This window comes from Moritella marina ATCC 15381, assembly GCF_008931805.1.
GTDB lineage: Bacteria > Pseudomonadota > Gammaproteobacteria > Enterobacterales > Moritellaceae > Moritella > Moritella marina.
In genome coordinates this window covers 4,710,696-4,734,363 of sequence record NZ_CP044399.1, presented here as the reverse complement: position 1 = coordinate 4,734,363, position 23,668 = coordinate 4,710,696, and the positions used below count along the sequence as shown (strand labels likewise).

The following is a 23,668-nucleotide window of genomic DNA, read 5'->3' as shown; positions in this document are numbered from 1 at the left end:
ACACCGTAGAAAAATGCTATTGCTATCGCAAACATACATGGCCATGGATGGCCTTGTCTAAGCGCACATGGATGTCTTGAGCGGTTTGCAGGAGCAATAACATTTAGAGCGCTAAATTTTTGGCATAAAAAAAGCCAGCAACCTGTGCTAGCTTTTTTGCATTGAAGAAAATAATTAAATTATTTTTTCAAACGTAATTGCAATTTACTTACAATTTTATCTAATACGCCGTTAACGAATTTATGGCTGTCTTCAGCGCCAAAGTCTTTCGCTAATTCGATAGATTCATTGATCACAACTTTATAAGGTACATCTTGACGCTTAGTCAGCTCAAATGTAGAAAGACGTAAAATCGCTTTCTCAACCAAGTCTAAATCGTCGATTGGACGAGATAAGAATGGTGACATTAATTCATCAAGTTCTACAGCGTTTAAGCTTACACCTAATACAAGTTCACGGAAGTAAACTGCATCTGTGTCGCTAAAATCTTGCTCTGTTACAAATTGGTGTTCGATATTTGCAACAGTTTCTTGTGTCATTTGCCATTGATAAATTGCTTGTGTGGCAAACTGACGTGCCTTACTACGTTCCGAAGGTTTCATTTTTTCTCCAATAATACATCAACTTGATGCAAAACATTCACCATTTCAAGTGCACTTAGAGCAGCCTCCGACCCTTTATTACCAGCCTTGGTACCAGCACGCTCAATTGCTTGCTCAATGGTGTCTGTCGTTAGAACACCAAATGCAACAGGAACATCATAGTCCATTGCAACTTGAGCAAGACCTTTATTACATTCGCCAGCTACGAATTCAAAATGTGGTGTACCACCACGAATTACCGTACCTAAAGCAATGATTGCATCAAACTGTTTTGTTGCAGCAACACGTTGAGTTACAAGCGGTAATTCTACAGCGCCAGGTACGCGTACAATAGTGATATTGTCTTCGCTAACTTGACCAAAACGTTTTAGTGAATCGATAGCACCCGCTAACAAGCTTTCATTGATGAAGCTGTTAAAACGAGAGATCACAATAGCAATTTTAGCTTCTGGAGCAGGAACATTTCCTTCGATAACTTTCATGTGTACAAATCCTATATAAGGCACGTAATTTACGGCCAATAATTAATTATTGAGAATCGACTGACGAAAGGGCTCGGATTGTACCAAGCTTTCGTCAGCAAGCAAACTTATTCTACGACTATCGCTAAAACTTATTTAGCGATATATTCGACAACTTCCAAGCCAAAGCCTGATAATGAATGGTAACGTTTGTCCGAGCTTAATAGCTTCATCTTAGACACGCCCATATCAGCTAAAATTTGTGAACCTACACCAACGCGGCGTGATGTCCCCTGCCATTTTGCTTTTGGCTGCACATCGCCTTTATCTTCTTGGGCAAATAGCTTCACTTTTTCGATGATATCGTTAGAGTTTTCTTCGTTGCCTAAGATCACCATCACACCGCCATCACGGCCAATACGCGCCATTGCATCATCCAATGTCCATGAGATCTTGCTCGCGCGATCAGTACGTAGAATATCAGTCATGGTATTTTGTACATGCACACGTACTAATGTTGGTTGCTCGGCAACAACATCACCTTTACGTAATGCATAATGAACTTGATTGTCGATAGTATCGCGGTAAGTCACTAAATCAAAATCACCGTGTTCAGTGGGTAATTTACATTCAGCAACACGTTCAATCGTTGTTTCATTGCTATTACGGTATTCGATTAAATCAGCCACAGTGCCTAATTTAATGCCATGTTTTTCAGCAAAAATTTCTAAGTCTGGACGACGCGCCATTTCACCGTCATCTTTTAAGATCTCAACAATTACACCTGCCGGCTCACAACCCGCTAGACGTGCAAGATCACAACCTGCTTCAGTATGACCAGCGCGTGTTAGTACACCGCCGTCTTGCGCTGCCAGTGGGAAGATGTGGCCTGGCATCACGATATCCGCTGGTTTCGCATCACCAGCGACTGCAGATAATACTGTTACTGCACGATCTGTTGCCGAGATACCCGTCGTCACGCCTTCAGCGGCTTCAATCGAAACAGTGAAGTTGGTTGAGAATTGCGCCGTATTGTCTTGAACCATCAAAGGCAGTTGCAGTTTTTCAACACGCTCTTTGGTTAATGTCAGGCAAATTAAACCACGGCCGTGTGTCGCCATAAAGTTAATCGCCTCTGGCGTCACTTTATCTGCCGCCATGATCAAATCGCCTTCATTTTCACGATCTTCATCATCCATCAAGATAACCATTTTACCTAGGCGGATGTCTTCAATAATATCTTCAATACGACTTAGTGCCATGTTCATAGCCCCTTAATAACAATTAAAAACTGAACGTGAATAGATGTTTTACTTTAAAAATCCATTACTCGCAAGAAAATCCATGGTGATACCTTGTTCAGGCGTGCTTGATTCAGCGGCTTTATCACCTAGCATAATGCGTTCTAAATAACGGGCAATAACATCTACTTCTAGATTAACTTTACGACCGACTACATAACTTTCTATCGTTGTTTCTAATGCAGTATGCGGTACGATCGTCAATTTGAATTTAGCGCCATCAATTTCATTAATAGTTAAACTAATACCATCAATGGTAATTGAACCTTTCTCGGCAATGTATCGGGCTAATTCATTTGGAGCTTGTAACCAATACTCAGTCGCACGACCAAGTTTAGCTATATTTACAATCTCGGCAACGCCATCAACATGACCACTGACTAAGTGACCACCAAGACGTGTGCTCAAGGTTAACGCTTTTTCTAAGTTTACCTTATCACCAATTTTGTAATGCGCAAAACCAGAGCGCTTTATCGTCTCTAATGACACATCTGCGCGGTAGCCGTCGCTTAGTAATTCAACAACTGTCAGGCATACACCGTTAGTGGCGATACTGTCGCCAAGTTTTACATCACTTAAATCAAGCGAGCCACTGTCAACAGTGATACTCACATCAGCGCCTTTTGGCGTTAAACCAGTGAGCGTACCCACGGTTTCAATAATTCCTGTAAACATTAGTATTCCGGTTTTGCTGTAATGCGAAGATCGTCACCGACCTGCGTGATATCGGTAAAGCTAAACTTGGGCACTTGCGCCATCTCAGTTAGCTCGCTTAATACTGCTAGTCCTCTGGCACTATCACCCATGAGTTTCGGCGCTAGATAAATAATTATCTCGTCCACCAGCTTATTTTCAAGTAATGCGCCGGCTAATGTTGCGCCCGCTTCAACCCACAGTTCATTAATATCCTGCTGAGCGAGTGCACTCATTAACTGGTTTAGATCTATGTTATGGTGACGATCTTGCTTGATTTCAATTCGAGATACCGATTCGTTATCGCGTAACGCATCAGCAGAACGCTGCTCACCCTTACCATCGATACTTTCTTTAGCACCATTCACCAAGATTATCTCACCAGGCAGGGAGAATAACTTTAATGCTGAAGATGACGATTCAACATGCGCATCTAACCGGCAGTGATTATCCAGTACCACGCGTATTGGCTGACGCACTTGTTTTTGTAATGTCTCGCGATCAGAGAGACTGTTAAGTTGGCTGTTCGATTCATTATATAGTGCAGGATAATCGCGTTGACTCGCACCTAATTCACTATAACGCACATTCAGTGACGCATCATCCATGATCACCGTGCTTGCTGTCGATAAGATAGCACTGGCTTGAGCGCGATATACTTGCACATCACTGCGCGCGGCAGAACCTGTTATCCACTTACTTTCACCGTTTTTTAATGCCGTGCGGCCATCGAGACTCGCCGCCATTTTCAAGCGTACAAAAGGGCGTTGTTTTTGCATGCGTAAAATAAAACCTGGGTTAAGTGCATGAGCTTGCGCTGCTAACAAACCAATACGCACTTTAATACCAGCGGCGACTAATATCGCAATTCCCTTACCAGCTACTTTGGGGTTTGGGTCAACCATAGCAATCACAACTTCGTTGACATTCGCCTTAACCAAAGCCGCTGCACAAGGTGGTGTTCGGCCATAATGGCTACAAGGTTCTAATGTCACATAACAAGTCGCGCCGTGAGTTTGAGCACCAGCTGCGTTTAAAGCATGTATTTCAGCATGGGGTTCGCCAGCTCGTAAATGAAAACCGTCACCAATGACTTTGCCTGCTTTAACAATAACACAGCCAACGTTGGGGTTTGGTGCCGTAGTAAAGCGCCCTTTTTCAGCAAGTGCGATCGCACGTTGCATGTGCAGGCTGTCTGCAGCATTAAATTGACTGGCTGCGATAATATCTGCCACTAACAGATCTAACTCGGAGCGTGATGGGATTGGCATAATAAATGAGGACTCTGGTATTTGGTTATTTATCGAGTTTGGCTATTTCTTCATTAAATTCTTTTACATCTTCAAAAGAACGATAGACAGAGGCAAAACGCACATAAGCGACTTTATCGAGTTTTTTCAGTACGTCCATCACCAGTTCTCCGAGAAAACTTGATTCGACTTCACGCTCACCCGTGGCTCTTAAACTCGATTTGATCTGATTAATACCGAGTTCAATTTGCTCTGCGGCAACCGGACGTTTTTCTAACGCTCGGTAAATACCATTAACTAATTTATCTTCGTTAAAAGGTTCGCGCTTATCATCTGTTTTAATGATACGCGGCATCACTAATTCGGCCGTTTCAAAGGTAGTAAAACGTTCATGACATTTCGCACATTCACGGCGGCGACGCACCTGATGGCCTTCAGCCACAAGACGAGAGTCGATAACTTTAGTTTCAGTCGCAGAACAAAATGGACAGAACATAAACAATCCTATTGAATAATATTATTCTGAGTCTATCGTTAAACAGCAGGCGGGTACAGAAAAGTGCAGATAAATTCGTGGAATTAATAAATAAGTTAACAAATTGTTGAATAATCAGTCGGTTTTAAATCATCTGATTGTGAAATCAAAATAAAAGTAAAGTGAGATAAAAAACCGACACATATATTGAGATCACTTATTCAGCGTTGCGGTTTACTTCGTTTACAAACTGACTTGAAGCCTTTATACCTTGCCTATCAAGCTGGTTGGTCCCCGCCCCTACCAAGGGTAAACGGGCATTATGATTATAGCTTAATCGACTCAGCATTAACGCCGAATTAATTTGTTTTACCGAGGGTGCTTTCACTTTATCTGCTTTGTTGCTACTGCTACTAATTTCACTTTCAATCGCTTTAATTTTATCAGCACTCTGTATTAACTCGGTATTTTTAACTGTCGCGCTGGTATTCCTCTTCGAAGCGGGCTTGATGTTAGATTTAACCAACACTTTATTTTGGTTGGCAATGATCACAGGCTCATCAATAACCTGTGTAGGTCGTTTACGATTTAATTTCTTTTTAATGCCCGCAAGAAAAGCATTATTGGTTTTTGATTTTTCAACCAATTGTGTATCTACAGTAACCATAGCGGCAGGTTCCGTTTTTACTATCGCGACAGACTCTACCTGACGCTGACGTTTTAATTTATTCTGAATACCAGCTAAGAATTTATTGGTTTTTTCACGTGGGAATTTTACCTCGACGTGAGCAATCGCATCAAGGTCTTTGTCTTGGGCTAAGATCGAAACAGTCAAGGCTTGCTGTTCTTTCAGTGCTTGCTGCTTAGCGACAAGCAATGCGAGCTGTTCGGCTTGCTGACGGGCGAGCTGTTCGGCTTGCTGACGGGCGAGCTGTTGTTCAATTAAGACTAATTGAGGATCACGTCGTGTTAAGACCTTGTCAACTTGACGTTCAACGTTAGCATTCGCCATGATATCATCAAGGCCATCGAGCAAGTTACTCGCTTTGCTTGGTGATAAATCATTAACCACATCATCCATGTCTGCTTGTTTGCGACTCGCTCGACTTTGCGCTGCATTCTTTTCCACTATCTGCCGTGGAAATTGACTATAATGCATAGCACCATTAGCATCGCGCCAACTGTATACTTGCGCAAATGTTGAATAGCTCATTGAGCCACATACTAACGCTAAGATTAAACGTTTATAATTACCGATTGAATTCAGCATCATCCCTTATACCTCACCCTTGTTATGCAGATACTTGAGCATTCCCTCTCAAATATTGATCATGTTGCAAATATGTTAACACCTGTGCGCTGTATTAAAAACTATCACGTTAGATTTAACCTACCTACTTCACAATATAAAATCAAAACCGTGATACACGTTATGAGCAGCTAAATATCAGCGTATTGAATACGCGATGAGCATCAGAATAACGATTAGTCAGTTCCGCAAATTTACCATACTTACCACAATGTTCTTTAGCCATATCAACGACTTCTATCGTTTCAAACTCACCGATCAGGTATTCATAAGACGCACCGTTTTCAGTTTTTGTTAGTACATCAACAGAGCTACAACCTGTGATCACAACTGCGATGACTGCAATGCACATCCTTTTGCACATTCTCTGGGTTAGCATTTTCAGTCGTAATGTATTCATCATATTTCCCATCCTTGATCTATGAAACGGATCAGCAACCGTTATAAAACTGACGTTATGACCATTTATAATATACTGAGAAGGCAATAAGAAAGTATGGGAATAGCATGATTTTTAGGCACAAAAAAACCGTAAATGACTAGCTTAAAACTTTATGCAAGTTAAGCGGCATTTACGGTTAACAAATTAATCGATTTTATAAACCCTGAGGCTTATGGATTAATTTTTTGTATCAGACTATTTATATACAGGTCTATTTATATACAGATCTATTTATAAACCGGATAGTCTGCACATAGCGCTTGTACGTTTGCACGAACAGTTGCAGCTACATCTTCATTACCGATGTTATCTAATACGTCACACATCCAACCAGCAAGATCACCGGCTTTATCAGCTGGGATACCGCGGCGAGCAAGTGCAGGCGTACCGATACGTAGACCAGATGTAACAAACGGTGAACGAGGATCGTTAGGTACCGAGTTTTTGTTTACTGTGATATGTGCATTACCCAGTGCCGCATCTGCGTCTTTACCTGAGTACTCTTTGCCAATCAAGTCAACTAAGAACAGGTGGTTTTCAGTGCCGTTAGATACGATCTTGAAACCACGTTCTTGTAGTACTGCAACCATGCTTTTCGCACAATCAAGTACATTCTGTTGGTAATCAGCAAATGCTGGTTCCATCGCTTCTTTAAATGCAACCGCTTTAGCAGCGATAACGTGCATTAAAGGACCACCTTGACCACCAGGGAAGATTGCTGAGTTTAATTTTTTCTCAATCGCTTCATCTGCTTGTGCCAGGATAAGACCGCCACGTGGACCACCTAATGTTTTATGCGTCGTTGTAGTAACAACATGTGCATGTTTCATTGGGTTTGGATATAGACCAGCAGCAACTAGACCTGCAACGTGCGCCATATCTACAAACAGGAAAGCACCGACTTTGTCTGCGATTTCACGGAATTTAGCCCAATCAACAACACCTGAGTATGCAGAGAAACCTGCAACAATCATTTTTGGTTGATGTTCAATCGCTAATGCTTCAACTTCAGCATAATCTAGTTCACCAGTTTCAGGGTTGATACCGTACTGAACTGCATTGTAGATTTTGCCCGAGAAGCTTACGCTTGCACCGTGTGTTAAGTGACCACCATGAGCAAGGCTCATGCCTAGTACTGTATCACCTGGTTTAACTAATGCCATGTAAACAGCAGCATTTGCTTGTGAACCAGAGTGTGGTTGTACATTCGCGTAATCAGCACCAAACAATTGCTTAGCACGTTCGATTGCTAGAGACTCTGCAATATCAACATACTCACAACCGCCATAGTAGCGTTTGCCTGGGTAGCCTTCTGCATACTTGTTAGTAAGCTGAGAGCCTTGAGCTTCCATTACGCGTGGGCTTGTATAGTTCTCTGAAGCAATAAGCTCGATATGGTCTTCCTGACGAGTTACTTCTTGTGTCATTGCTGCCCATAATTCTGCATCATAGTCAGCTATATTCATATCACGTGTAAACATCCGTTTTCTCCTGATTGAGATCATACAAGTTGGTCAGTTAACTTTACACACAGCCATTAAATACAACATCCAGCTAGTAAAATTAACATATAATTAGTAGTCTTAACATTTTACTAGTAAAGCTAAACTTTAGCTAGCAAAGCCAAACTGGAGCACATTGTAACGTGATTGTTGCCGACTTCCTACTAGAATGCCTTGAGAAAATTTCAATTTTGCGTGAAAACACTGCATTTTAAATTAACTTTGATCAAAACTGACTCCCCGGTTAAATTAATTCCGCTATAATGCAACCCAATAACAGTATTCAACCCTATTTGGAGAAAACAATGGATGAATTAACTCAACTATGCCAAACCCGTTCAGAGATCTACTGGTGGCTTTCAACAACACTTGCAGCAGAACTAAGCGATGAGCAATTAGGCCAATACCAATCTGCAGAGATCCAAGGTTTCTTACAAGGCTTAGCGGCAACACCAGCGTTAACACCATCTGTTGAAAAATTAATTAGCGCATTAGCCGCTGCAAACCTACGTAACGACGCGCGTTTAGAGTTATGTGCCGATTACGCGCAAGTATTTCTAGGCAACAGTAAATCATCTGCGCCACCCTATGAGTCAGTATTCACTAGTGAAGAAGGTCATTTGATGCAAGCGGCGTATCAACAGATGACGGCACTGCTAGAAGAACACAACATCAATATCAATGACAAATACAGTGAACCCGCTGATCACATCGCGATCCAGTTAGATTTCATGGGTAACTTGATCTTAAAAACATTGGATTCAGAATCAGAAGAACAAATTCGCGCAAACTTCGCCATGCAGCACGACTTCTTGCAAACGCACTTACTTAACTGGTTAGGTGATTTTGAAATGAAAGTGAAAGACTGTGATAAATTTGGTTTTTATGCGGCGGTAGTGGAATTGCTATTAGCATTCGCACAGTTAGATTCGGATTGGTTGGAAACTGAATTAGATTAATAAAAACGACCCCACCCTAGCCCTCCCCTACTCTTTATATACAGATAAGAGGGAGGGGACTAAAACAGCGCCAAGCCAATGCAATTTCAGCACTCAATTGACAATGAAGTCTTGTTTTTGCCCTGCTCCTCCCCTTAACTTTAGGGGGAGGTTGGGAGGGGGTAGCTCTGCCCTTGCCTTACTCCCTACTTTTTATAATTGAATCAAAGGTAAGGCAGGGAAAGGGGGCTTTTACTTCAAACCACTAATAAATTTCTGCAAATCATCACCGACTTCAGGATGACGTAAACCATACTCAATAAATGCTTTCATATAACCAAGCTTAGAACCACAGTCATGTAGCTTACCGCTAATATGAAAAGCCTCTACTGTTTCAAGTTTCATTAGATCATCGATCGCATCGGTTAATTGGATCTCATCACCCGCGCCAGGGGCTGTTTGCGCTAATAAATCCCAGATTGCAGCAGGTAATACATAACGGCCGGCAACAGCAAGGTTTGATGGTGCTTTTTCTTGTGCTGGTTTTTCTATCACAGCTGTCATCGGCGTTGATTCACCCTCATGAAGTTCAACACCAGCACAATCCGCAACACCGTAACCAGATACTAAGTTCATCGGCACAGGTTCAACCATAATTTGACTAAAACCAGTTTCATCAAAACGGCGCATCATACTGGCTAAGTTTTCTGTTTTTAAATCCGCGCTTACTTCATCCATCAATACATCAGGAAGAACAACAGCAAAGGGTTCATCACCAATAATTGGTTTCGCGCATAATACCGCGTGGCCTAGACCTTTCGCGACACCTTGACGGATATGCATGATAGTCACACCTTTTGGTGCAATCGCTTGTACTTCCGCTAATAACTGACGCTTAACGCGGTGCTCTAGTGTTGACTCTAATTCAAACGATGTATCAAAATGGTTCTCGATAGCATTTTTAGATGCATGGGTAACCAGTACGATCTCGGTAATACCCGCCGCAGCACATTCGTTAACGATATATTGAATCAACGGCTTATCTGCCACTGGTAACATTTCTTTTGGAATTGCTTTGGTTGCAGGTAACATACGTGTGCCTAAACCTGCTACCGGAATAACTGCTTTCGTTATTTTTTTATGGTTCAAAATCTAATCCTTTATGCACTTGTATTGTGCTATTTATATATTGTCTATTCTTATACGTTATAAAAATCGCGATACCAATCAACGAAGGCCTTCACGCCTTCTTTGACTTTGACTTGCGATGTGTAACCCGTCGCTGCAAATAAATCTTGGGTATCGGCATAGGTAGCGTAAACATCACCTGGTTGCATCGGCATGAAGTTCTTCTTGGCTTTAATGCCTAACGAGTCTTCTAATGCTTCAATGTAATCCATCAATTTAACCGGGCTACCGTGACCAATATTGTAAACACGATATGGTGCGCTACTGGTCGCCGGGCTACCGGTTTCGACTTTCCATTCGCTATTCGGCGTTGGTATTACGTCTTGTATCTGTAAAACACCTGCAACGATATCATCAATGTAGGTAAAGTCGCGTAACATGTCACCATTGTTGTACACGTCAATCTCTTCACCAGCAATGATAGCTTTAGTAAACTTAAACAGCGCCATATCCGGGCGACCCCAAGGGCCATACACAGTAAAGAAGCGTAGACCAGTTGTCGGTACGCCGTATAGATGTGAATAGGTATGCGCCATCAATTCATTGGATTTCTTCGATGCTGCATATAATGAAATCGGGTGATCGACACTATCACTAGTACTAAATGGTGTTTTGTTATTTAAGCCATAAACCGAGCTTGATGATGCATAAACGAGATGCTTCACTTTGGTATTACGGCAACCTTCTAATACAGTTAAGAAACCGGTTAAATTGCTATCTGCATACGCCATTGGGTTATCAATGGAATAGCGTACACCCGCTTGTGCGGCAAGATGGATAACACGATCAAATTTGTGTTCTGAAAATAATGCTGCAACACCTTCTCGGTCAGCAAGATCGAGTTCAATAAATGTAAATAATTCAGATTTTTGAGCATTGGCTAAACGTGCGTGTTTTAAATTTACATCGTAATAATCATTTAAATTATCAACGCCAATAATCTGATGGCCTTGTTGACATAATAGCTCCGCACAGCGCGAGCCAATAAACCCGGCAGCGCCGGTAATTAAATATTTCATGTTGATTTCACTTTTATTATTTAATTGCATTGAGTAAAGACGCTAGGCACGTCGTAAACCTATTTATTGTGGATTGAAGTGGGCTTGAGGTTAGTTTTTATCCCTGCCAGAAACAGCCTGCTTACTTTAATCAATACAACTCTTATATTGTTATTCATCAAGGTAAAATTAAATCATTACCAGCTTAATCATTACCAAATAGGTCGCGAGTATAAACTTTGTCCGCGACATCGAGCAGTTCATCGGCTAAACGGTTTGATACTATGACATCAGACAAGGCTTTAAATTCATTGAGATCTGTCAGCACCTGAGATTTAAAAAATTCACTTTCGGTTAATACTGGCTCATAAACAACAACTTTAATGCCTTTGGCTTTAATACGTTTCATGATGCCTTGAATCGAAGATGCGCGGAAATTATCCGACCCCGTCTTCATGATCAAGCGATATACACCCACAACATGGGGTTTTCTGGCAATAATAGCATCGGCAATATGATCTTTACGCGTCGAATTAGCATCGACAATCGCACTGATTAAACTGTTCGGGACATTCTCATAGTTCGCACGTAATTGCTTAGTATCTTTCGGTAAGCAATAACCGCCATAACCAAACGACGGGTTATTATAATGGCTGCCGATACGCGGATCTAAGCCTACACCTTTGATTATCTGAGCTGTATCTAGACCATGGGTTTCAGCATAGCTATCCAGTTCATTAAAATAAGCCACGCGCATTGCCAGATAAGTATTTGAGAAAAGCTTAACCGCTTCCGCTTCCGTTGAATCGGTAAACAAGACATCAATATCCGCTTTAACCGCACCTTGAGTTAATAGACCAGCGAAGACTTCAGCACGCTCCGACTGTTCACCAACAATAATACGTGATGGATGTAAATTATCGTATAGCGCACTGCCTTCACGTAAGAACTCAGGCGAGAACAAGATGTTATCGCAGCCCAGACGTGCTTTAACTTCTTTGGTGTAACCCACGGGGACCGTAGACTTTATCACCATCACCGCATTGGGGTTAATCGCCATCACATCTTTAATGACGGCTTCAACAGATTTGGTATTAAAGTAATTATGCTTCACGTCATAATCAGTCGGTGTGGCAATAATCACATAGTCAGCATTGCCATAAGCAAGTTGCTTGTCAGTTGTCGCGATAAGATCAAGTTCTTTGTTGGCCAGAAAATCTTCAATTTCATTATCTGAAATAGGCGATTTTTTCGCATTAATAAGATTTACTTTTTCGGCGATAATATCTAACGCGATCAAGCTATTATGCTGTGCTAATAACACCGCATTTGATAAACCAACGTAACCTGTACCGGCAATGGTAATGTTCATGCTGTTGACCTGATGTGAGTGGAAGTAATTTGAGTGGTATTCTAGCATTAAATTATAACTACAAGTTAATGCTAGCATTTAAATAATCGATATGAGAACTGATGAGCAAATAAAGTGGACTTTTATTTCGGTTATTTACTCTATTAATTCAAAACTAAGCGCAGTCCCCCTCACAATAGCATTTTTCGCTACTTTACCTAAGACTACGTCATAGTGCTTCGGCGCTAAGCCAAAGCCTGGGCGAATACTGCGCACATTATCGCTGGTAAGCATTTCTCCTGCAGCGATATCTTTTACTATGTATAACGAACGACGGAATTGAACATTACCTTGTTCTGCAGCTGTGCGTTCATAATTGACTTTCCCCATAGCTTGCCAAGCGGTCTTGCTATCTGTACATAACTGCGCTAATTCTGTTGGCTCTAATGAAAAACTATCATCCGCCCCACCGCCATTACGATCTAAGGTAACGTGTTTTTCAATCACACAAGCCCCGAAAGCAACGGACACAACAGCAGTGGCATTATCAATAGTGTGATCGGATAAACCAGCAAGTACATTAAAACGCTGACTAATATCAGCAATAGTACGTAAATTATATTGCTCTGCAGGTGCGGGATAACCACTCACGCAATGCAATACCACCAGCTCATTACAGCCATTATCCTTGGCAGTTTTAATCGCGAGTTTTATTTCATCTTGATTAGCCATACCAGTTGAAATAATCATAGGTTTACCGGTTTGTGCTACACGTTTAATTAACGGTAAATCGATAACTTCAAATGAGGCTATTTTGTATGCCGGCGCATCCAGCTGCTCTAATAAATCCACAGCGGTAAAATCAAACGGTGAACTAAAAATAGTGATGCCTAATTCTTTTGCTTTGGCAAATAACGGTTTATGCCACTCCCACGGCATATGTGCAGTTTTGTACAACTGATATAGACTTTGTCCATCCCATAACCCCCCTTTAATTTGAAATTCATCGCTATCGCAGTCCATGGTGATCGTGTCTTGGGTGTATGTTTGCAGTTTAATCGCATCCGCACCCGCCGCTTTAGCCGCAGCCATGATCGCAAAGGCACGGTTAATATCGCCATTATGGTTTGCTGACAACTCAGCAATAATATACGGGGGATAATGAGGGCCAATTTTACGACCATCGATAGTGATATATTGCTCAGTCATAGTATTAATGAATACTCTTCGATAAAGGTAAGGGTGAATAAGTGAATCAATAGATAGGCAGTTAACATGGATGACGCATAAAGGCTTCTGCCGTTAGCCGCTGATAACCAGCCTGAGTGAACAACCTCTGTGACGCTAAATTTGTCGTTAATACCTGAGCGCGTATGGTAATACTCGGGTGTAACTTATCTAGCAAAGCGAGTGCTCGTTTAGCGATGCCTTGGTTATAATAATCAGGGGCAATAAAAATAGACAGTAAATATTCAGCTGTGGTGATGTAATCAAGACGCACAACGCCGACATCAACATCAACATCAACATCAACATCAACATCAACAGAAATATTATCTGTCATTGTAATCACATAAAAATAATTTTGCTGCTGCAGAAGTTTGCATCTCATCCACTGCTCATGCTCAACCCAAGTCGGGACTTGCCGATTTAGCGCATACCTTCGTGTGGACGGCTGGCATTGCCAATCAAATACTTGTTTGATATCAGCACCGGTTGCAAAGCGTAATTGCACATTAGCAGTACCAGTGAGGTGGGCGATAGCAGTTAACACCCGTTTTAAGCCCGAACCATCACACAATTTGAGGTTATTCGCCCGTAGCCCAGACCAGTTCTGTAACAATGTTTGATAGGTAGTCAACAGATGACCTGTTATCTCATCAAGTTCAACTTTATATACCGCTTCAACGGCAACCAGCTTACGACTGATGGTTTGCTGGTTTTCAGCCAGTGGAACAATAATACTCGGTATCCCCAAACATGCACGTTCCCAAGACGTTGTACCTGGCGCGCCAATGGCGATTTGCTGTTGCGACATTAATTCAGCCATATTATCCACAAAATCGAGATGAGTAACCCAGTCAGTATGCTGTAAACAGAAGGTTTTTACTTGTTGGTAATGTGGTGCGCGCGGTCCTAATAATATCGTGACCAGCGGTCGAGATGATTTAGGTAGTGCTGCAAGCGTAGTTAATACCAACAGCGTTGCATTGGGTTGGTCAATACCGCCCATAGATAATAACAATTTTGGCCGCAAGGCAAGTACATCATTAACTAAAACCTGCTGACGATAATAACTAAATTGTGGATTTAGTAACGCAAAATCACAGCCTGTTAATACCTTCGCATCATCAGCGGTTTCATATTCACTTTTTAGCCGTAATAAAGTTTGATCTAAGATCAGGTCTGCAGCATGCTCTCGCACTAAATCATCAATAACTATTATCTTGCAATCTAAGGCTTGTTTTATATGCTGTTGCCAAGCTTTATTCAAGGCATAGTGATCAACGATAACCAAATCTGCGCTATCTAAATGCGATAAAAAATCTTGTGCATCTTGCAGCCAGGATACTTGTAACCAAGCAGCATAATCAGCACTCGTTGCAGGTATAATCTCAGTTTTGACTTGCGCTAATGGATAAACGCAAAAACCTTTTTTTTCAATAAAAGCAATTAAGTCACTTGTTTGTGAACGGCAAACAAAGCTAACTTGATGCCCTTGTAGTGTTAAGCCTTGCGCTAATACCAAGCAGCGCATGACATGACCACTACCAATATGCACAGATGCATCCGTACGAATGACGATATTCATACTAACCCTTCATGACCGCATATAAAGCTTCAGCAAATTCCCAGTCTTCTAGGGTATCTACATCTTGTACTCGCTTTCGCGGTATTAAAATCGCTTTTGAAGAAAGTGAAAAAAACGGTCTGCCAGCTTTAAATGCGGAGACTTTTCCCCAATAGAACTGCCCAGCATCGTGATAAGCATCTTGTAAGTCTTGTGAACGGGTATTTACATGCTCAGGTTGCAGCATTTGCACACTGTCATTTTCATTCAATGAAATAGCGCGTTGAATTGGGAAGGCAAAAGACGTGGCACTAAAGGCATAATCAATGTCACCAACAGCGACAAGCGCGAGTCCATTTGCTAAATCAACCGGTGATATAAACGGCGCCGTAGCATAAATACAACAGAGTAAATCAACAGCCATGTTTTGCGACTCACACCAGCCTATCGTATGCTGGATGACGTCCATGGTCGTGGCATGATCGTCGGCAATATCCGCAGGACGCACAAAGGGCACTTCCGCTCCATATTGCTGGGCAATTTCAGCGATTTCGATATCATCTGTCGATACCATTATTTTATCAAAGCAACCAGACGCGATAGCCGCTTCAATCGAATAAGCGATCATAGGCTTACCATGAAATAATTTGATATTTTTACGCGGAATACGTTTACTGCCGCCACGGGCAGGTATAACAGCGATCCTCATTTATGCTCCTAGCACTTGTGTCAAAACCCTAACGACTTCATCTTGTTGCGCATCTGTCATACCATGAAATAACGGCAATGATATCGCTTGCTGATAATAACCTTCAGCGAGAGGGAAATCACCATAAACAAAGCCCATTGCCTGATAATAAGGCTGAGTATGTACCGGGATATAATGTAAGTTCACGCCTATACCTGACTCACGTAATTGCTTGAATACGTCTTTTTGAGAAAAGTGTTTTTTATCTCGATTTACTTCTAATTCTAGTTCTAACTCTAGCTCTAGCTCTAGCTTAATCACATATAAATGCCAAGCTGAATTAGTTTGCGCCAATTGCGTCGGTAAGGTTAACGGCAGCGCTGATAATAATTGGTTATAACGTAAAGCAAGGCGCTGACGCTCAGCAACAAACTGCGTCAAACGCTGCATTTGCGATACACCCAATGCCGCTTGCAATTCTGTCATCCGGTAATTAAAACCCAGCTCTACTTGCTGATAGTACCAATCACCCTGTGCTTGCATATCGAATCCAGCAACAGGTGTCATCAATGCTGTATTGCGGGTAATGCCATGGCTACGTAACAGCGACATTTTATCGGCTAATGCTTGTTGATTGGTTAATGCTGCGCCGCCTTCCGCCGTTGTCACTATTTTTACCGGGTGAAAACTAAATACCGTTATATCGCTATAGTCACCACAACCGATTGGCTTGCCTTGATATTCCCCACCAATCGCGTGTGCAGCGTCTTCTATGATCTTAAAACCGTATTGTAGAGATAAAGCGTGGATAGCCGCCATATCACAAGACTGACCACACAGATGTACAGGTATAACGACTTTCGGTAATTTATTTTGCGTTTTGGCAATAATGAGCTTTTGTTCAAGCGCTTTCGGACAAAGGTTATACGTAACCGGGTCGATATCAACAAAGTCGACTTGTGCACCGCAATATAAACCGCAATTAGCCGAGGCAACAAAAGTGATCGGCGTTGTCCACAACCAATCCCCCTCCCCGAGTTCTAACGCTAAGCAAGCCAGGTGTAAAGCTGAAGTGGCGCTATTGCAAGCAACCGCATATTCAGCACCAGTATGTTGCATTAACGCGGCTTCAAACAAAGGTACTTGTGGACCTTGAGTAAGAAAATCGGATTGTAATACCGCAATGACAGCATCTATGTCTTGCTGGTTAATATCTTGCTTACCATAAGGGATCATAACAGCATCATTCCTTCATCATGCATTATCATCTGTTATAGCTCTGCCAATTTATCAAAATCACGGATCTGCTGAATATCTAAAAAGTCTGGGTTGTTACCCGAATGATACTCATAACCTTGTGGCACTGATTGGCCTTTTTCAGCTAAATGATTGGTGGTGTAATCTATGTCCTGACCGAAAAAGGTGATTGTCGGACAGATAACATAATGATCAGCAAACTCTAAGGTTAAATGCGAGTCATCTTTAGGGCACATGATCTCATGTAATTTTTCCCCCGGGCGAATTCCAATGATTTCAGTTTCAATGCCAGGTGCATACGCTGCAACTAAATCCATAATATGCACCGATGGGATCTTAGGAATAAATATTTCCCCGCCCTGCATACGCTTAAAATTAGTCAGTACAAAATCAACACCGTCTTGCAGCGTGATCCAGAATCTCGTCATCTCGGCATGGGTAACCGGTAAGGATTCAGCGCCTTTCTCTAGTAGCCCCTTGAAGAATGGCACCACAGAACCACGCGAGCCAACAACATTGCCATAACGCACGCAGGCAAAACGCGTTGGTCCACTGCCGACCATATTATTGGCTGCAACAAATAACTTATCCGACGCTAACTTAGTTGCACCGTACAGGTTAATGGGATTCGCAGCTTTGTCGGTTGATAAGGCAATGACCTTTTCGACTTTATTAGCAATCGCCGCTTTAATGACATTTTCCGCGCCGTGGATATTAGTTTTAATGCATTCCATCGGGTTGTATTCTGCCGCAGGTACTTGCTTAAGCGCTGCTGCATGGATAACAAAATCAACATCCTGCATCGCTTGCATCATGCGTTCCGCATCACGTACATCACCGATGAAATAACGCATACACGGGTCATTAAACTCTTGCTGCATTTCAAACTGCTTGAGTTCATCGCGGGATAAGATGATAAGTCGCTTTGGCTTGTAATTGGCAAGGATAGTTTTGGTATATTTTTTACCAAACGAGCCAGTGCCACCAGTGATGAGAATGGATTTGTTATTGAACATATTTATCCTTGTTTGAGCACAATAAAGAACTAAACCAGTGTTCAGGTATCATCCTTGATGTGTCAATAATCAGCGTGTCATTTAGATATACAATTATTATACCGCTTTTACGCAGATACTAAAATCCCCCTTCTATTACTCTAATCCTTATATAAAAATCAGAAGTAATAGAAAGGGGATTTTATGAAAACGAGCGAAAAAGATTACAGTTGTTGAAAATATGCTTCAAATTTATCAACCGTATTCTGAGTCGAAAACTCGTTAACTAATCTTGTTTTACCCGCTACGCCAAAGTCAACAATAGCTTGTGGATCACTATGGAAAAAACGCACCTTCTCGGCAATTTTATCAGCATCTTTTACAGGTACGACAAATCCGCTAATACCATCAAGTACCACTTCTTTACCACCACCGGTCGTAGTTACGATTGTCGGAGTACCACATGACATCGCTTCCATCACAGTACGCGGTAAACCTTCACCACTAATCGACGGTTGTACTAATACGTCACAGGCAGTAATAATCTCAGGTGCATCTTTACGATAACCCGTTACATGAATACGATCTTTCATCGGGTGTTTAGCGATAAGACTATTGTAAGGTTCTTGATCAAGGCCCTTACCGACTAATACTAAATGAAAATTATCCAACTCAGTTAATTTACTCGCGGCATCTAACATAACCTCGATACCTTTACTTGGGCGCACATTACAAGCGCACACAGCAGTGAAGTCAGTGTCTTTTATTCCAAACTCAGACAAGTCAGCCGCTTTGTGATCATACCAGGCTAGGTTATGACCTTTATGAATAGTCACAACCTGATCTTTACCTTTCCAGACTTGCTGGAGAATATCTTGTCTTACTGCTTCCGAAACACAAATAACGCCATCCACACGCGGGTGTAAGATAGTAAGGTAAGCGCTTGGATCATGACGATACAAACCACCAGTGGTACCACGGTAAGCGACTAACTTAACTGGTAAACCGATACAGGCAAAAGCTGCATTAGGGATGGTTTTAGAATTAGTTGCATATACAACATCATAATCATGTGCTTTTAATTCAGCACGTAAAACTTTAATTGTCTCAAAGCATATCTTACGCTTCGGATAACCGAATATCACTTTGATACCAGCCTCTTGGTAATAACTCAAAGCATTTGAATCTTCAGGTATCATCACGGTTACATCATGGCCTTTGCTAGCTAGGCCAATAAATGTTTCAACTTCAGGACGCACGCTATTGTATGCATTGGCACAACCGGGAAATGCTAATATTCTCATTCTCAACCTATCAAATTCAGTAGTAGTAAATGCCCAAGTTGAGCTGTTCATATTCATTTTGCAATTTATACTTAGTGTTTATTCGCTATCGTTCTTTTTATTTGCACTAATATGTTTAAATTTCAATAGCGTATACTTGTTAAAGGTATATTGAAATTGTATTACAGCAATCAGAAAACCAATACGTCCATCTAAAAAACCACGACGTAAGAAATAATGACGTATAAAAGCAAATACAGCAGACAATGATCCTTTTAACATTGAGCCTTTTTTACCTTTTTTATACCTTTCTTGCGCCCAAGCCTCAGCGTAACCAGTACGTTTTTGTAAATAAACACTCAGGTCAGAAAAAGTATAATGCAATAGATTATGCTGTAAATCTGTAATCGGCGCATCTTTGCACTCTAGCGATTCATGCACCATATTTTGATTATAGCGATAGCGGCTACGATTATATATTCGCGGTAATTTATCTGGGTACCAACCACTGTGGTAAACAAACTCGCCACAAAAATGCGTTAGACGGTTAACACTAAATACTTGTTCATCATTAGCATTGGCTACTGCAGCCTGAATTTCTAATGCTAATGTTTCCGGCACAACTTCATCGGCATCAATAGAAAATATCCAGTCATTACTAGCTAAGGCTTCAGCACGGCGTTTTTGTTCACCAAAACCAGGCCAATCTTCTCGAACAAATAGTTTATCCGTATATTTTTTTACAATTGCGAGTGTTTCATCTGTACTACCGGAATCAACAACCACAATTTCATCCGCCCAAGTGACGGACTGTAAACATGCTTCAATTTTTTGTTCTTCATTCTTACAGATAATGCAAACTGAGATCTTATTATTCATCAACCTAACCTTTATTTAATTTATGCTTCACCGCAAACTTTAAATTGTGAATGATACGTTTAACATTTTCTATAAAATTAAAATACTCTCTACGACAACGGGTTGTGATTAAACGTTTAGCATTTTTTTCGTAGCCGATATCAGAGTCAAATGAAGGGTCAACAGTCAATAATATCGGATCAATACCATAAGGTTCTACACCATTAATCCAAAAACGATCCATGTAAATGTCAACAGCCATGTACCATTGCTTTGAATGTTGTAAGAATTTCTTCGCCCCATTAGGCGTTAAAAAATATCCCATGCCCCGCATGTGACCTTTGCTCGATCTATTTATAGTCAATTTATCGATTGTTTCTATATTTTTAACGCTGACTTTACGCCTATGATTAGCAAACAATCGAATACATTCATACTTAGCATCTAATTTTGGTGCTAAATTATAAAACTCAGTGAAATTTTGCTTGTCGAAAACAATATCATCTTCCAAAATAATAATCGGTTTATTAAGTTCAACGCATTTTTGCCAAAGTAAATAGTGGCTAGCATAACAACCTAACTGGCCTTTACTCAAAGATTTACATCGATATGCTTGGCTCAAACCATCATTATACATAGCCAATATTTTTTGCTCTGGATCACGGCCATTAACCGCAGGGAAAACATGAAATTGAGTCTGTAAGGCATCCAGTTGTTCTATGATATGTTGCTTACGCTCAACTGAACTTTCTAGGTTTATAACAAATATATCAATCATAAATATTAACAACTAGCCTCATTACTTTTTTGCAGTGTAAACATTAATAATAAATACATGAACAAGGGAGCGCCATGATTTAACGGTACGTCAGTTAATCCCGCAACTGCATAAACAGTGACAACAGCAATGGCTATCTGCCGATTTATTCCTGTTGATGTAAAAAATAGAGGGTAAGTGAATACTGCGAATAGCAATATCAACCCCATAAGCCCCCCTTTCACCAATCGATCTAAATATTGATTATGGTAATGGCTAAAACGTGTAACTTTCTTGGTGATAAAACCTTGTACAGCGAGATTTTTCAACAATAACTGATGATTTTCACCACTGCCCAAAATAAGGCCCTCACTTATTATTTTAGGCGCAGCCATCCACAATTGTAATCTAATACCTGCTGAGGAATTAAGACTGCCAGCCTGGATTAACTTTATTTCTGCTTGACTCTTATTTATTATTCTTTGTTCCAGTTTTGGTTTCACCGTATAAATACCAAGAGATAGAATCACCAGAGCCATCAAAGTATCCTTCCAATTGATTTTTTTAGTTTTTAACTTTGATATAAGTATAATCACCACCGCAATAATTAATGCGAGCCAAACCCCCCTAGTAGGATTCATAACTAAACCACTCACTGACATTAATAACGCGAATGCCAGTATAATCCTGTCTCGATAGTTATTCGCATTAATCAGAAAAACCAATACCAATACTATGATTGTAGCCCCCATTGTACCATGTGGAACTGCATTTATCGGCCAATGACCACGGGGAAGATGTAAAACAATACTAAAATAATAAGTACTTAAAAATACAATTATAGAACCAAGCACGGTAAGCCACTTTAAGATACGAGCATTTATAAGCTCTCGTGGGAATGTCAATAATAGCAATGTAGTACCCAATAAGGTTCTCATTTCTCTAGAGCTAGCGCCATGATAATAGTAGCTAAATACGGCATAACCAGTAACAGTTAACACTAGCCATAAACCTTTATCATGGATATTTTGTTTAATTGAATCAATACCGTAATTTAATAACGTGGCGATAATTGATACCACAATGGCAACAACCATCAACTTATCGCCATTTCGTAGCAATAGCAAACCCGTAAAAGACCACATAAAAGGTAGTAATATAAGTATTTTAAATAATTTATCTGTCACTTTCTATTGACCCTTAAACATGTTAATTTCATTTAATCAATGATTGAATGATTGCGCGGCGAATGTTAGCTTTATTTATATGACTAATCAAGATTAAAGAATGAGCTACCGCATAGACAATTTGGTAAAAAAAACTAACTTATCGGTGCTAATACGTTTGATATTCATGAATATAGTGGACATAAACATAAATTTATTTAAACTAGCTAAAGCATTAGCCCCAGCATATCCAACCAGAATAGCGATATCATATCAGGTTACTTATTTATGAATATATATTTATGCTCAACAGTCCGTCACCTTTTATTTTCACTGTTGAAAAGCTTACCTGAATCTGATGATAAAAGTCTTATATTTATGATCACAGACCAGCAACACATAAATCAAACCAATTTTGATTGCCAAGTGTTACCGGCACACATCGACATAATTTTCATCGAAAGAGATAAATTAAGGAACCTGATTTACTCCGACGTTAAGGGCTACATAATCAAACAGATGGCGAGGTTTAACGTAACAACGTCCCCATCAACACGCGAAAAAATAAGAAACTTACTTTTTAATCAGTCACTTGGTCTATCATTGCCCAGTAATGATATAGAACAAGGCCAGTTATTTTTATTTAATGATAGAAATAAAATATCCCGTCTATTTAGACTCGCATTTAAGAAATATACCTTGATTGAAGAAGGCCTAGCGAACTACAGCGGAATTAAATTAAATCCATTAAAAAAAATATACCGATTAATCACATTAAATAAATATAAAATGCGCTACTACGGTGATGATAAACGCTGTGATAATATTTTTTTAGTTAATCATAAAGATGTACCTTATGAGTTACGCGATAAAGTGAGACCTATCAATTTTTTACAAAATAAATCTTCAATCGAAATTTGTAAACAACTCTTTAAGATACAAGCAATAGAAAGCCCGCAATGTATTTTAGCAACTCAGCCACTAATAGAGACTGGTATTGATTTAGCCATTTACAGAAAAGTAATCGACTTGTGTCGTTCGCACAATATTGATTGTGTAATCAAACCTCACCCAAGCGAAAACATCCAACGTTATATCGATGAATTTCCAAACATTCCATTGATTGAGAGTAAAATACCACTAGAACTTATCGTTGTGAGCTCTCCACAATCGTGTGCAATACTGTCGATTTATTCAACAGCAGGCATTGGATTCGAAAAATATTGCAAGCGTATTAACCTTATCCAAGATAGTGAAATAGAACAAGTAGACATGATTTTTAAACATTGGCGAAATGATTTTAGCTCAATAGATAAACGAATTTTTCAAGCCATAGAACAAGTAAAATAATAAAACATATTGG

The 23,668-nt window shown here is 40.5% G+C and carries 23 protein-coding genes; 2 read left to right on the top strand and 21 right to left on the bottom strand.

Features of this window, described 5'->3' with window-relative positions; translation table 11 throughout:
* Positions 1-179: 179 nt before the first annotated feature.
* From nusB to glyA, 9 genes are all read right to left on the bottom strand, one after another.
* The gene (gene nusB, locus FR932_RS21385; RefSeq protein WP_019440325.1) at positions 180-602 is read right to left on the bottom strand and encodes a transcription antitermination factor NusB; all 423 of its coding nucleotides are present in this window, start codon (positions 600-602) and stop codon (positions 180-182) included.
* Complete coding sequence (gene ribH, locus FR932_RS21380) at positions 599-1,084, bottom strand: 6,7-dimethyl-8-ribityllumazine synthase (RefSeq protein ID WP_006031692.1); 486 nt, start codon at positions 1,082-1,084, stop codon at positions 599-601. The genes nusB and ribH overlap by 4 nt, the downstream gene beginning before the upstream one ends.
* 131 nt (positions 1,085-1,215) lie before the next feature.
* On the bottom strand, positions 1,216-2,325 hold the full coding sequence (ribBA, locus tag FR932_RS21375; protein WP_019440326.1) for a bifunctional 3,4-dihydroxy-2-butanone-4-phosphate synthase/GTP cyclohydrolase II: 1,110 nt from the start codon (positions 2,323-2,325) through the stop codon (positions 1,216-1,218).
* A 48-nt stretch (positions 2,326-2,373) separates the two neighbouring features.
* Positions 2,374-3,039 carry a riboflavin synthase gene (locus tag FR932_RS21370; RefSeq protein WP_019440327.1) on the bottom strand — a complete coding sequence of 222 codons (666 nt, stop codon included), beginning with the start codon at positions 3,037-3,039 and terminating at the stop codon, positions 2,374-2,376.
* Positions 3,039-4,328 carry a bifunctional diaminohydroxyphosphoribosylaminopyrimidine deaminase/5-amino-6-(5-phosphoribosylamino)uracil reductase RibD gene (gene ribD / locus FR932_RS21365; RefSeq protein ID WP_019440328.1) on the bottom strand — a complete coding sequence of 430 codons (1,290 nt, stop codon included), beginning with the start codon at positions 4,326-4,328 and terminating at the stop codon, positions 3,039-3,041. The genes FR932_RS21370 and ribD overlap by 1 nt, the downstream gene beginning before the upstream one ends.
* A gap of 25 nt (positions 4,329-4,353) precedes the next feature.
* Entirely contained in the window at positions 4,354-4,803 is a 450-nt protein-coding gene (nrdR, locus tag FR932_RS21360) for a transcriptional regulator NrdR (protein WP_017221092.1), read from the bottom strand.
* Between the two features lie 196 nt (positions 4,804-4,999).
* On the bottom strand, positions 5,000-6,055 hold the full coding sequence (locus FR932_RS21355; protein WP_019440329.1) for a DUF4124 domain-containing protein: 1,056 nt from the start codon (positions 6,053-6,055) through the stop codon (positions 5,000-5,002).
* A 157-nt stretch (positions 6,056-6,212) separates the two neighbouring features.
* Positions 6,213-6,494, bottom strand: a complete 282-nt coding sequence (locus FR932_RS21350) for a hypothetical protein (protein WP_240532366.1) — start codon at positions 6,492-6,494, stop codon at positions 6,213-6,215.
* A gap of 266 nt (positions 6,495-6,760) precedes the next feature.
* The gene (gene glyA / locus FR932_RS21345) at positions 6,761-8,014 is read right to left on the bottom strand and encodes a serine hydroxymethyltransferase (RefSeq protein ID WP_019440331.1); all 1,254 of its coding nucleotides are present in this window, start codon (positions 8,012-8,014) and stop codon (positions 6,761-6,763) included.
* A 326-nt stretch (positions 8,015-8,340) separates the two neighbouring features.
* On the opposite strand from glyA, the gene torD reads away from it, so the two are divergent.
* On the top strand, positions 8,341-8,994 hold the full coding sequence (gene torD / locus FR932_RS21340) for a molecular chaperone TorD (protein WP_019440332.1): 654 nt from the start codon (positions 8,341-8,343) through the stop codon (positions 8,992-8,994).
* 231 nt (positions 8,995-9,225) lie between these two features.
* On the opposite strand, the gene galU is transcribed toward torD, so the two are convergent.
* From galU to FR932_RS21280, 12 genes are all read right to left on the bottom strand, one after another.
* Positions 9,226-10,122, bottom strand: coding sequence for a UTP--glucose-1-phosphate uridylyltransferase GalU (gene galU, locus FR932_RS21335; protein WP_019440333.1), 897 nt, complete (start codon positions 10,120-10,122; stop codon positions 9,226-9,228).
* Between the two features lie 50 nt (positions 10,123-10,172).
* Positions 10,173-11,180, bottom strand: coding sequence for an NAD-dependent epimerase (locus FR932_RS21330; RefSeq protein WP_026032067.1), 1,008 nt, complete (start codon positions 11,178-11,180; stop codon positions 10,173-10,175).
* Between the two features lie 184 nt (positions 11,181-11,364).
* Positions 11,365-12,531: a nucleotide sugar dehydrogenase gene (locus FR932_RS21325; RefSeq protein WP_019440335.1), complete on the bottom strand. Its 1,167-nt coding sequence runs from the start codon at positions 12,529-12,531 to the stop codon at positions 11,365-11,367.
* Positions 12,532-12,666: 135 nt separating this feature from the next.
* Positions 12,667-13,719, bottom strand: coding sequence for a pseudaminic acid synthase (pseI, locus tag FR932_RS21320; protein WP_019440336.1), 1,053 nt, complete (start codon positions 13,717-13,719; stop codon positions 12,667-12,669).
* A gap of 61 nt (positions 13,720-13,780) precedes the next feature.
* Positions 13,781-15,322, bottom strand: a complete 1,542-nt coding sequence (pseG, locus tag FR932_RS21315; RefSeq protein ID WP_019440337.1) for a UDP-2,4-diacetamido-2,4,6-trideoxy-beta-L-altropyranose hydrolase — start codon at positions 15,320-15,322, stop codon at positions 13,781-13,783.
* A 1-nt stretch (position 15,323) separates the two neighbouring features.
* On the bottom strand, positions 15,324-16,010 hold the full coding sequence (gene pseF / locus FR932_RS21310) for a pseudaminic acid cytidylyltransferase (protein WP_019440338.1): 687 nt from the start codon (positions 16,008-16,010) through the stop codon (positions 15,324-15,326).
* On the bottom strand, positions 16,011-17,225 hold the full coding sequence (gene pseC, locus FR932_RS21305; RefSeq protein ID WP_019440339.1) for a UDP-4-amino-4,6-dideoxy-N-acetyl-beta-L-altrosamine transaminase: 1,215 nt from the start codon (positions 17,223-17,225) through the stop codon (positions 16,011-16,013).
* Between the two features lie 35 nt (positions 17,226-17,260).
* A complete protein-coding gene (gene pseB, locus FR932_RS21300; RefSeq protein WP_019440340.1) occupies positions 17,261-18,262 on the bottom strand; it encodes a UDP-N-acetylglucosamine 4,6-dehydratase (inverting) in 1,002 nt (333 codons plus the stop codon).
* 203 nt (positions 18,263-18,465) lie between these two features.
* Positions 18,466-19,545: a glycosyltransferase family 4 protein gene (locus FR932_RS21295; RefSeq protein WP_019440341.1), complete on the bottom strand. Its 1,080-nt coding sequence runs from the start codon at positions 19,543-19,545 to the stop codon at positions 18,466-18,468.
* A 78-nt stretch (positions 19,546-19,623) separates the two neighbouring features.
* Positions 19,624-20,403: a glycosyltransferase family 2 protein gene (locus FR932_RS21290; protein ID WP_019440342.1), complete on the bottom strand. Its 780-nt coding sequence runs from the start codon at positions 20,401-20,403 to the stop codon at positions 19,624-19,626.
* Between the two features lie 4 nt (positions 20,404-20,407).
* Complete coding sequence (locus FR932_RS21285; protein WP_019440343.1) at positions 20,408-21,160, bottom strand: glycosyltransferase family 25 protein; 753 nt, start codon at positions 21,158-21,160, stop codon at positions 20,408-20,410.
* 5 nt (positions 21,161-21,165) lie between these two features.
* Positions 21,166-22,326 (bottom strand): O-antigen ligase family protein, encoded by a 1,161-nt coding sequence (locus FR932_RS21280; RefSeq protein WP_019440344.1) that lies wholly within the window; start codon positions 22,324-22,326, stop codon positions 21,166-21,168.
* Between the two features lie 267 nt (positions 22,327-22,593).
* On the opposite strand from FR932_RS21280, the gene FR932_RS21275 reads away from it, so the two are divergent.
* Positions 22,594-23,655 carry a glycosyltransferase family 52 gene (locus FR932_RS21275; protein WP_019440345.1) on the top strand — a complete coding sequence of 354 codons (1,062 nt, stop codon included), beginning with the start codon at positions 22,594-22,596 and terminating at the stop codon, positions 23,653-23,655.
* The last annotated feature ends 13 nt before the right edge of the window (positions 23,656-23,668 follow it).

Coding starts and splice junctions, on each gene's coding strand:
- nusB (WP_019440325.1), bottom strand. CDS start 602: ATGAAACCTTCGGAACGTAGTAAGGCACGTCAGTTTGCCACACAAGCA.
- ribH (WP_006031692.1), bottom strand. CDS start 1,084: ATGAAAGTTATCGAAGGAAATGTTCCTGCTCCAGAAGCTAAAATTGCT.
- ribBA (WP_019440326.1), bottom strand. CDS start 2,325: ATGGCACTAAGTCGTATTGAAGATATTATTGAAGACATCCGCCTAGGT.
- FR932_RS21370 (WP_019440327.1), bottom strand. CDS start 3,039: ATGTTTACAGGAATTATTGAAACCGTGGGTACGCTCACTGGTTTAACG.
- ribD (WP_019440328.1), bottom strand. CDS start 4,328: ATGCCAATCCCATCACGCTCCGAGTTAGATCTGTTAGTGGCAGATATT.
- nrdR (WP_017221092.1), bottom strand. CDS start 4,803: ATGTTCTGTCCATTTTGTTCTGCGACTGAAACTAAAGTTATCGACTCT.
- FR932_RS21355 (WP_019440329.1), bottom strand. CDS start 6,055: ATGATGCTGAATTCAATCGGTAATTATAAACGTTTAATCTTAGCGTTA.
- FR932_RS21350 (WP_240532366.1), bottom strand. CDS start 6,494: ATGATGAATACATTACGACTGAAAATGCTAACCCAGAGAATGTGCAAA.
- glyA (WP_019440331.1), bottom strand. CDS start 8,014: ATGTTTACACGTGATATGAATATAGCTGACTATGATGCAGAATTATGG.
- torD (WP_019440332.1), top strand. CDS start 8,341: ATGGATGAATTAACTCAACTATGCCAAACCCGTTCAGAGATCTACTGG.
- FR932_RS21330 (WP_026032067.1), bottom strand. CDS start 11,180: ATGAAATATTTAATTACCGGCGCTGCCGGGTTTATTGGCTCGCGCTGT.
- FR932_RS21325 (WP_019440335.1), bottom strand. CDS start 12,531: ATGAACATTACCATTGCCGGTACAGGTTACGTTGGTTTATCAAATGCG.
- pseI (WP_019440336.1), bottom strand. CDS start 13,719: ATGACTGAGCAATATATCACTATCGATGGTCGTAAAATTGGCCCTCAT.
- pseG (WP_019440337.1), bottom strand. CDS start 15,322: ATGAATATCGTCATTCGTACGGATGCATCTGTGCATATTGGTAGTGGT.
- pseF (WP_019440338.1), bottom strand. CDS start 16,010: ATGAGGATCGCTGTTATACCTGCCCGTGGCGGCAGTAAACGTATTCCG.
- pseC (WP_019440339.1), bottom strand. CDS start 17,225: ATGATCCCTTATGGTAAGCAAGATATTAACCAGCAAGACATAGATGCT.
- pseB (WP_019440340.1), bottom strand. CDS start 18,262: ATGTTCAATAACAAATCCATTCTCATCACTGGTGGCACTGGCTCGTTT.
- FR932_RS21295 (WP_019440341.1), bottom strand. CDS start 19,545: ATGAGAATATTAGCATTTCCCGGTTGTGCCAATGCATACAATAGCGTG.
- FR932_RS21290 (WP_019440342.1), bottom strand. CDS start 20,403: ATGAATAATAAGATCTCAGTTTGCATTATCTGTAAGAATGAAGAACAA.
- FR932_RS21285 (WP_019440343.1), bottom strand. CDS start 21,160: ATGATTGATATATTTGTTATAAACCTAGAAAGTTCAGTTGAGCGTAAG.
- FR932_RS21275 (WP_019440345.1), top strand. CDS start 22,594: ATGAATATATATTTATGCTCAACAGTCCGTCACCTTTTATTTTCACTG.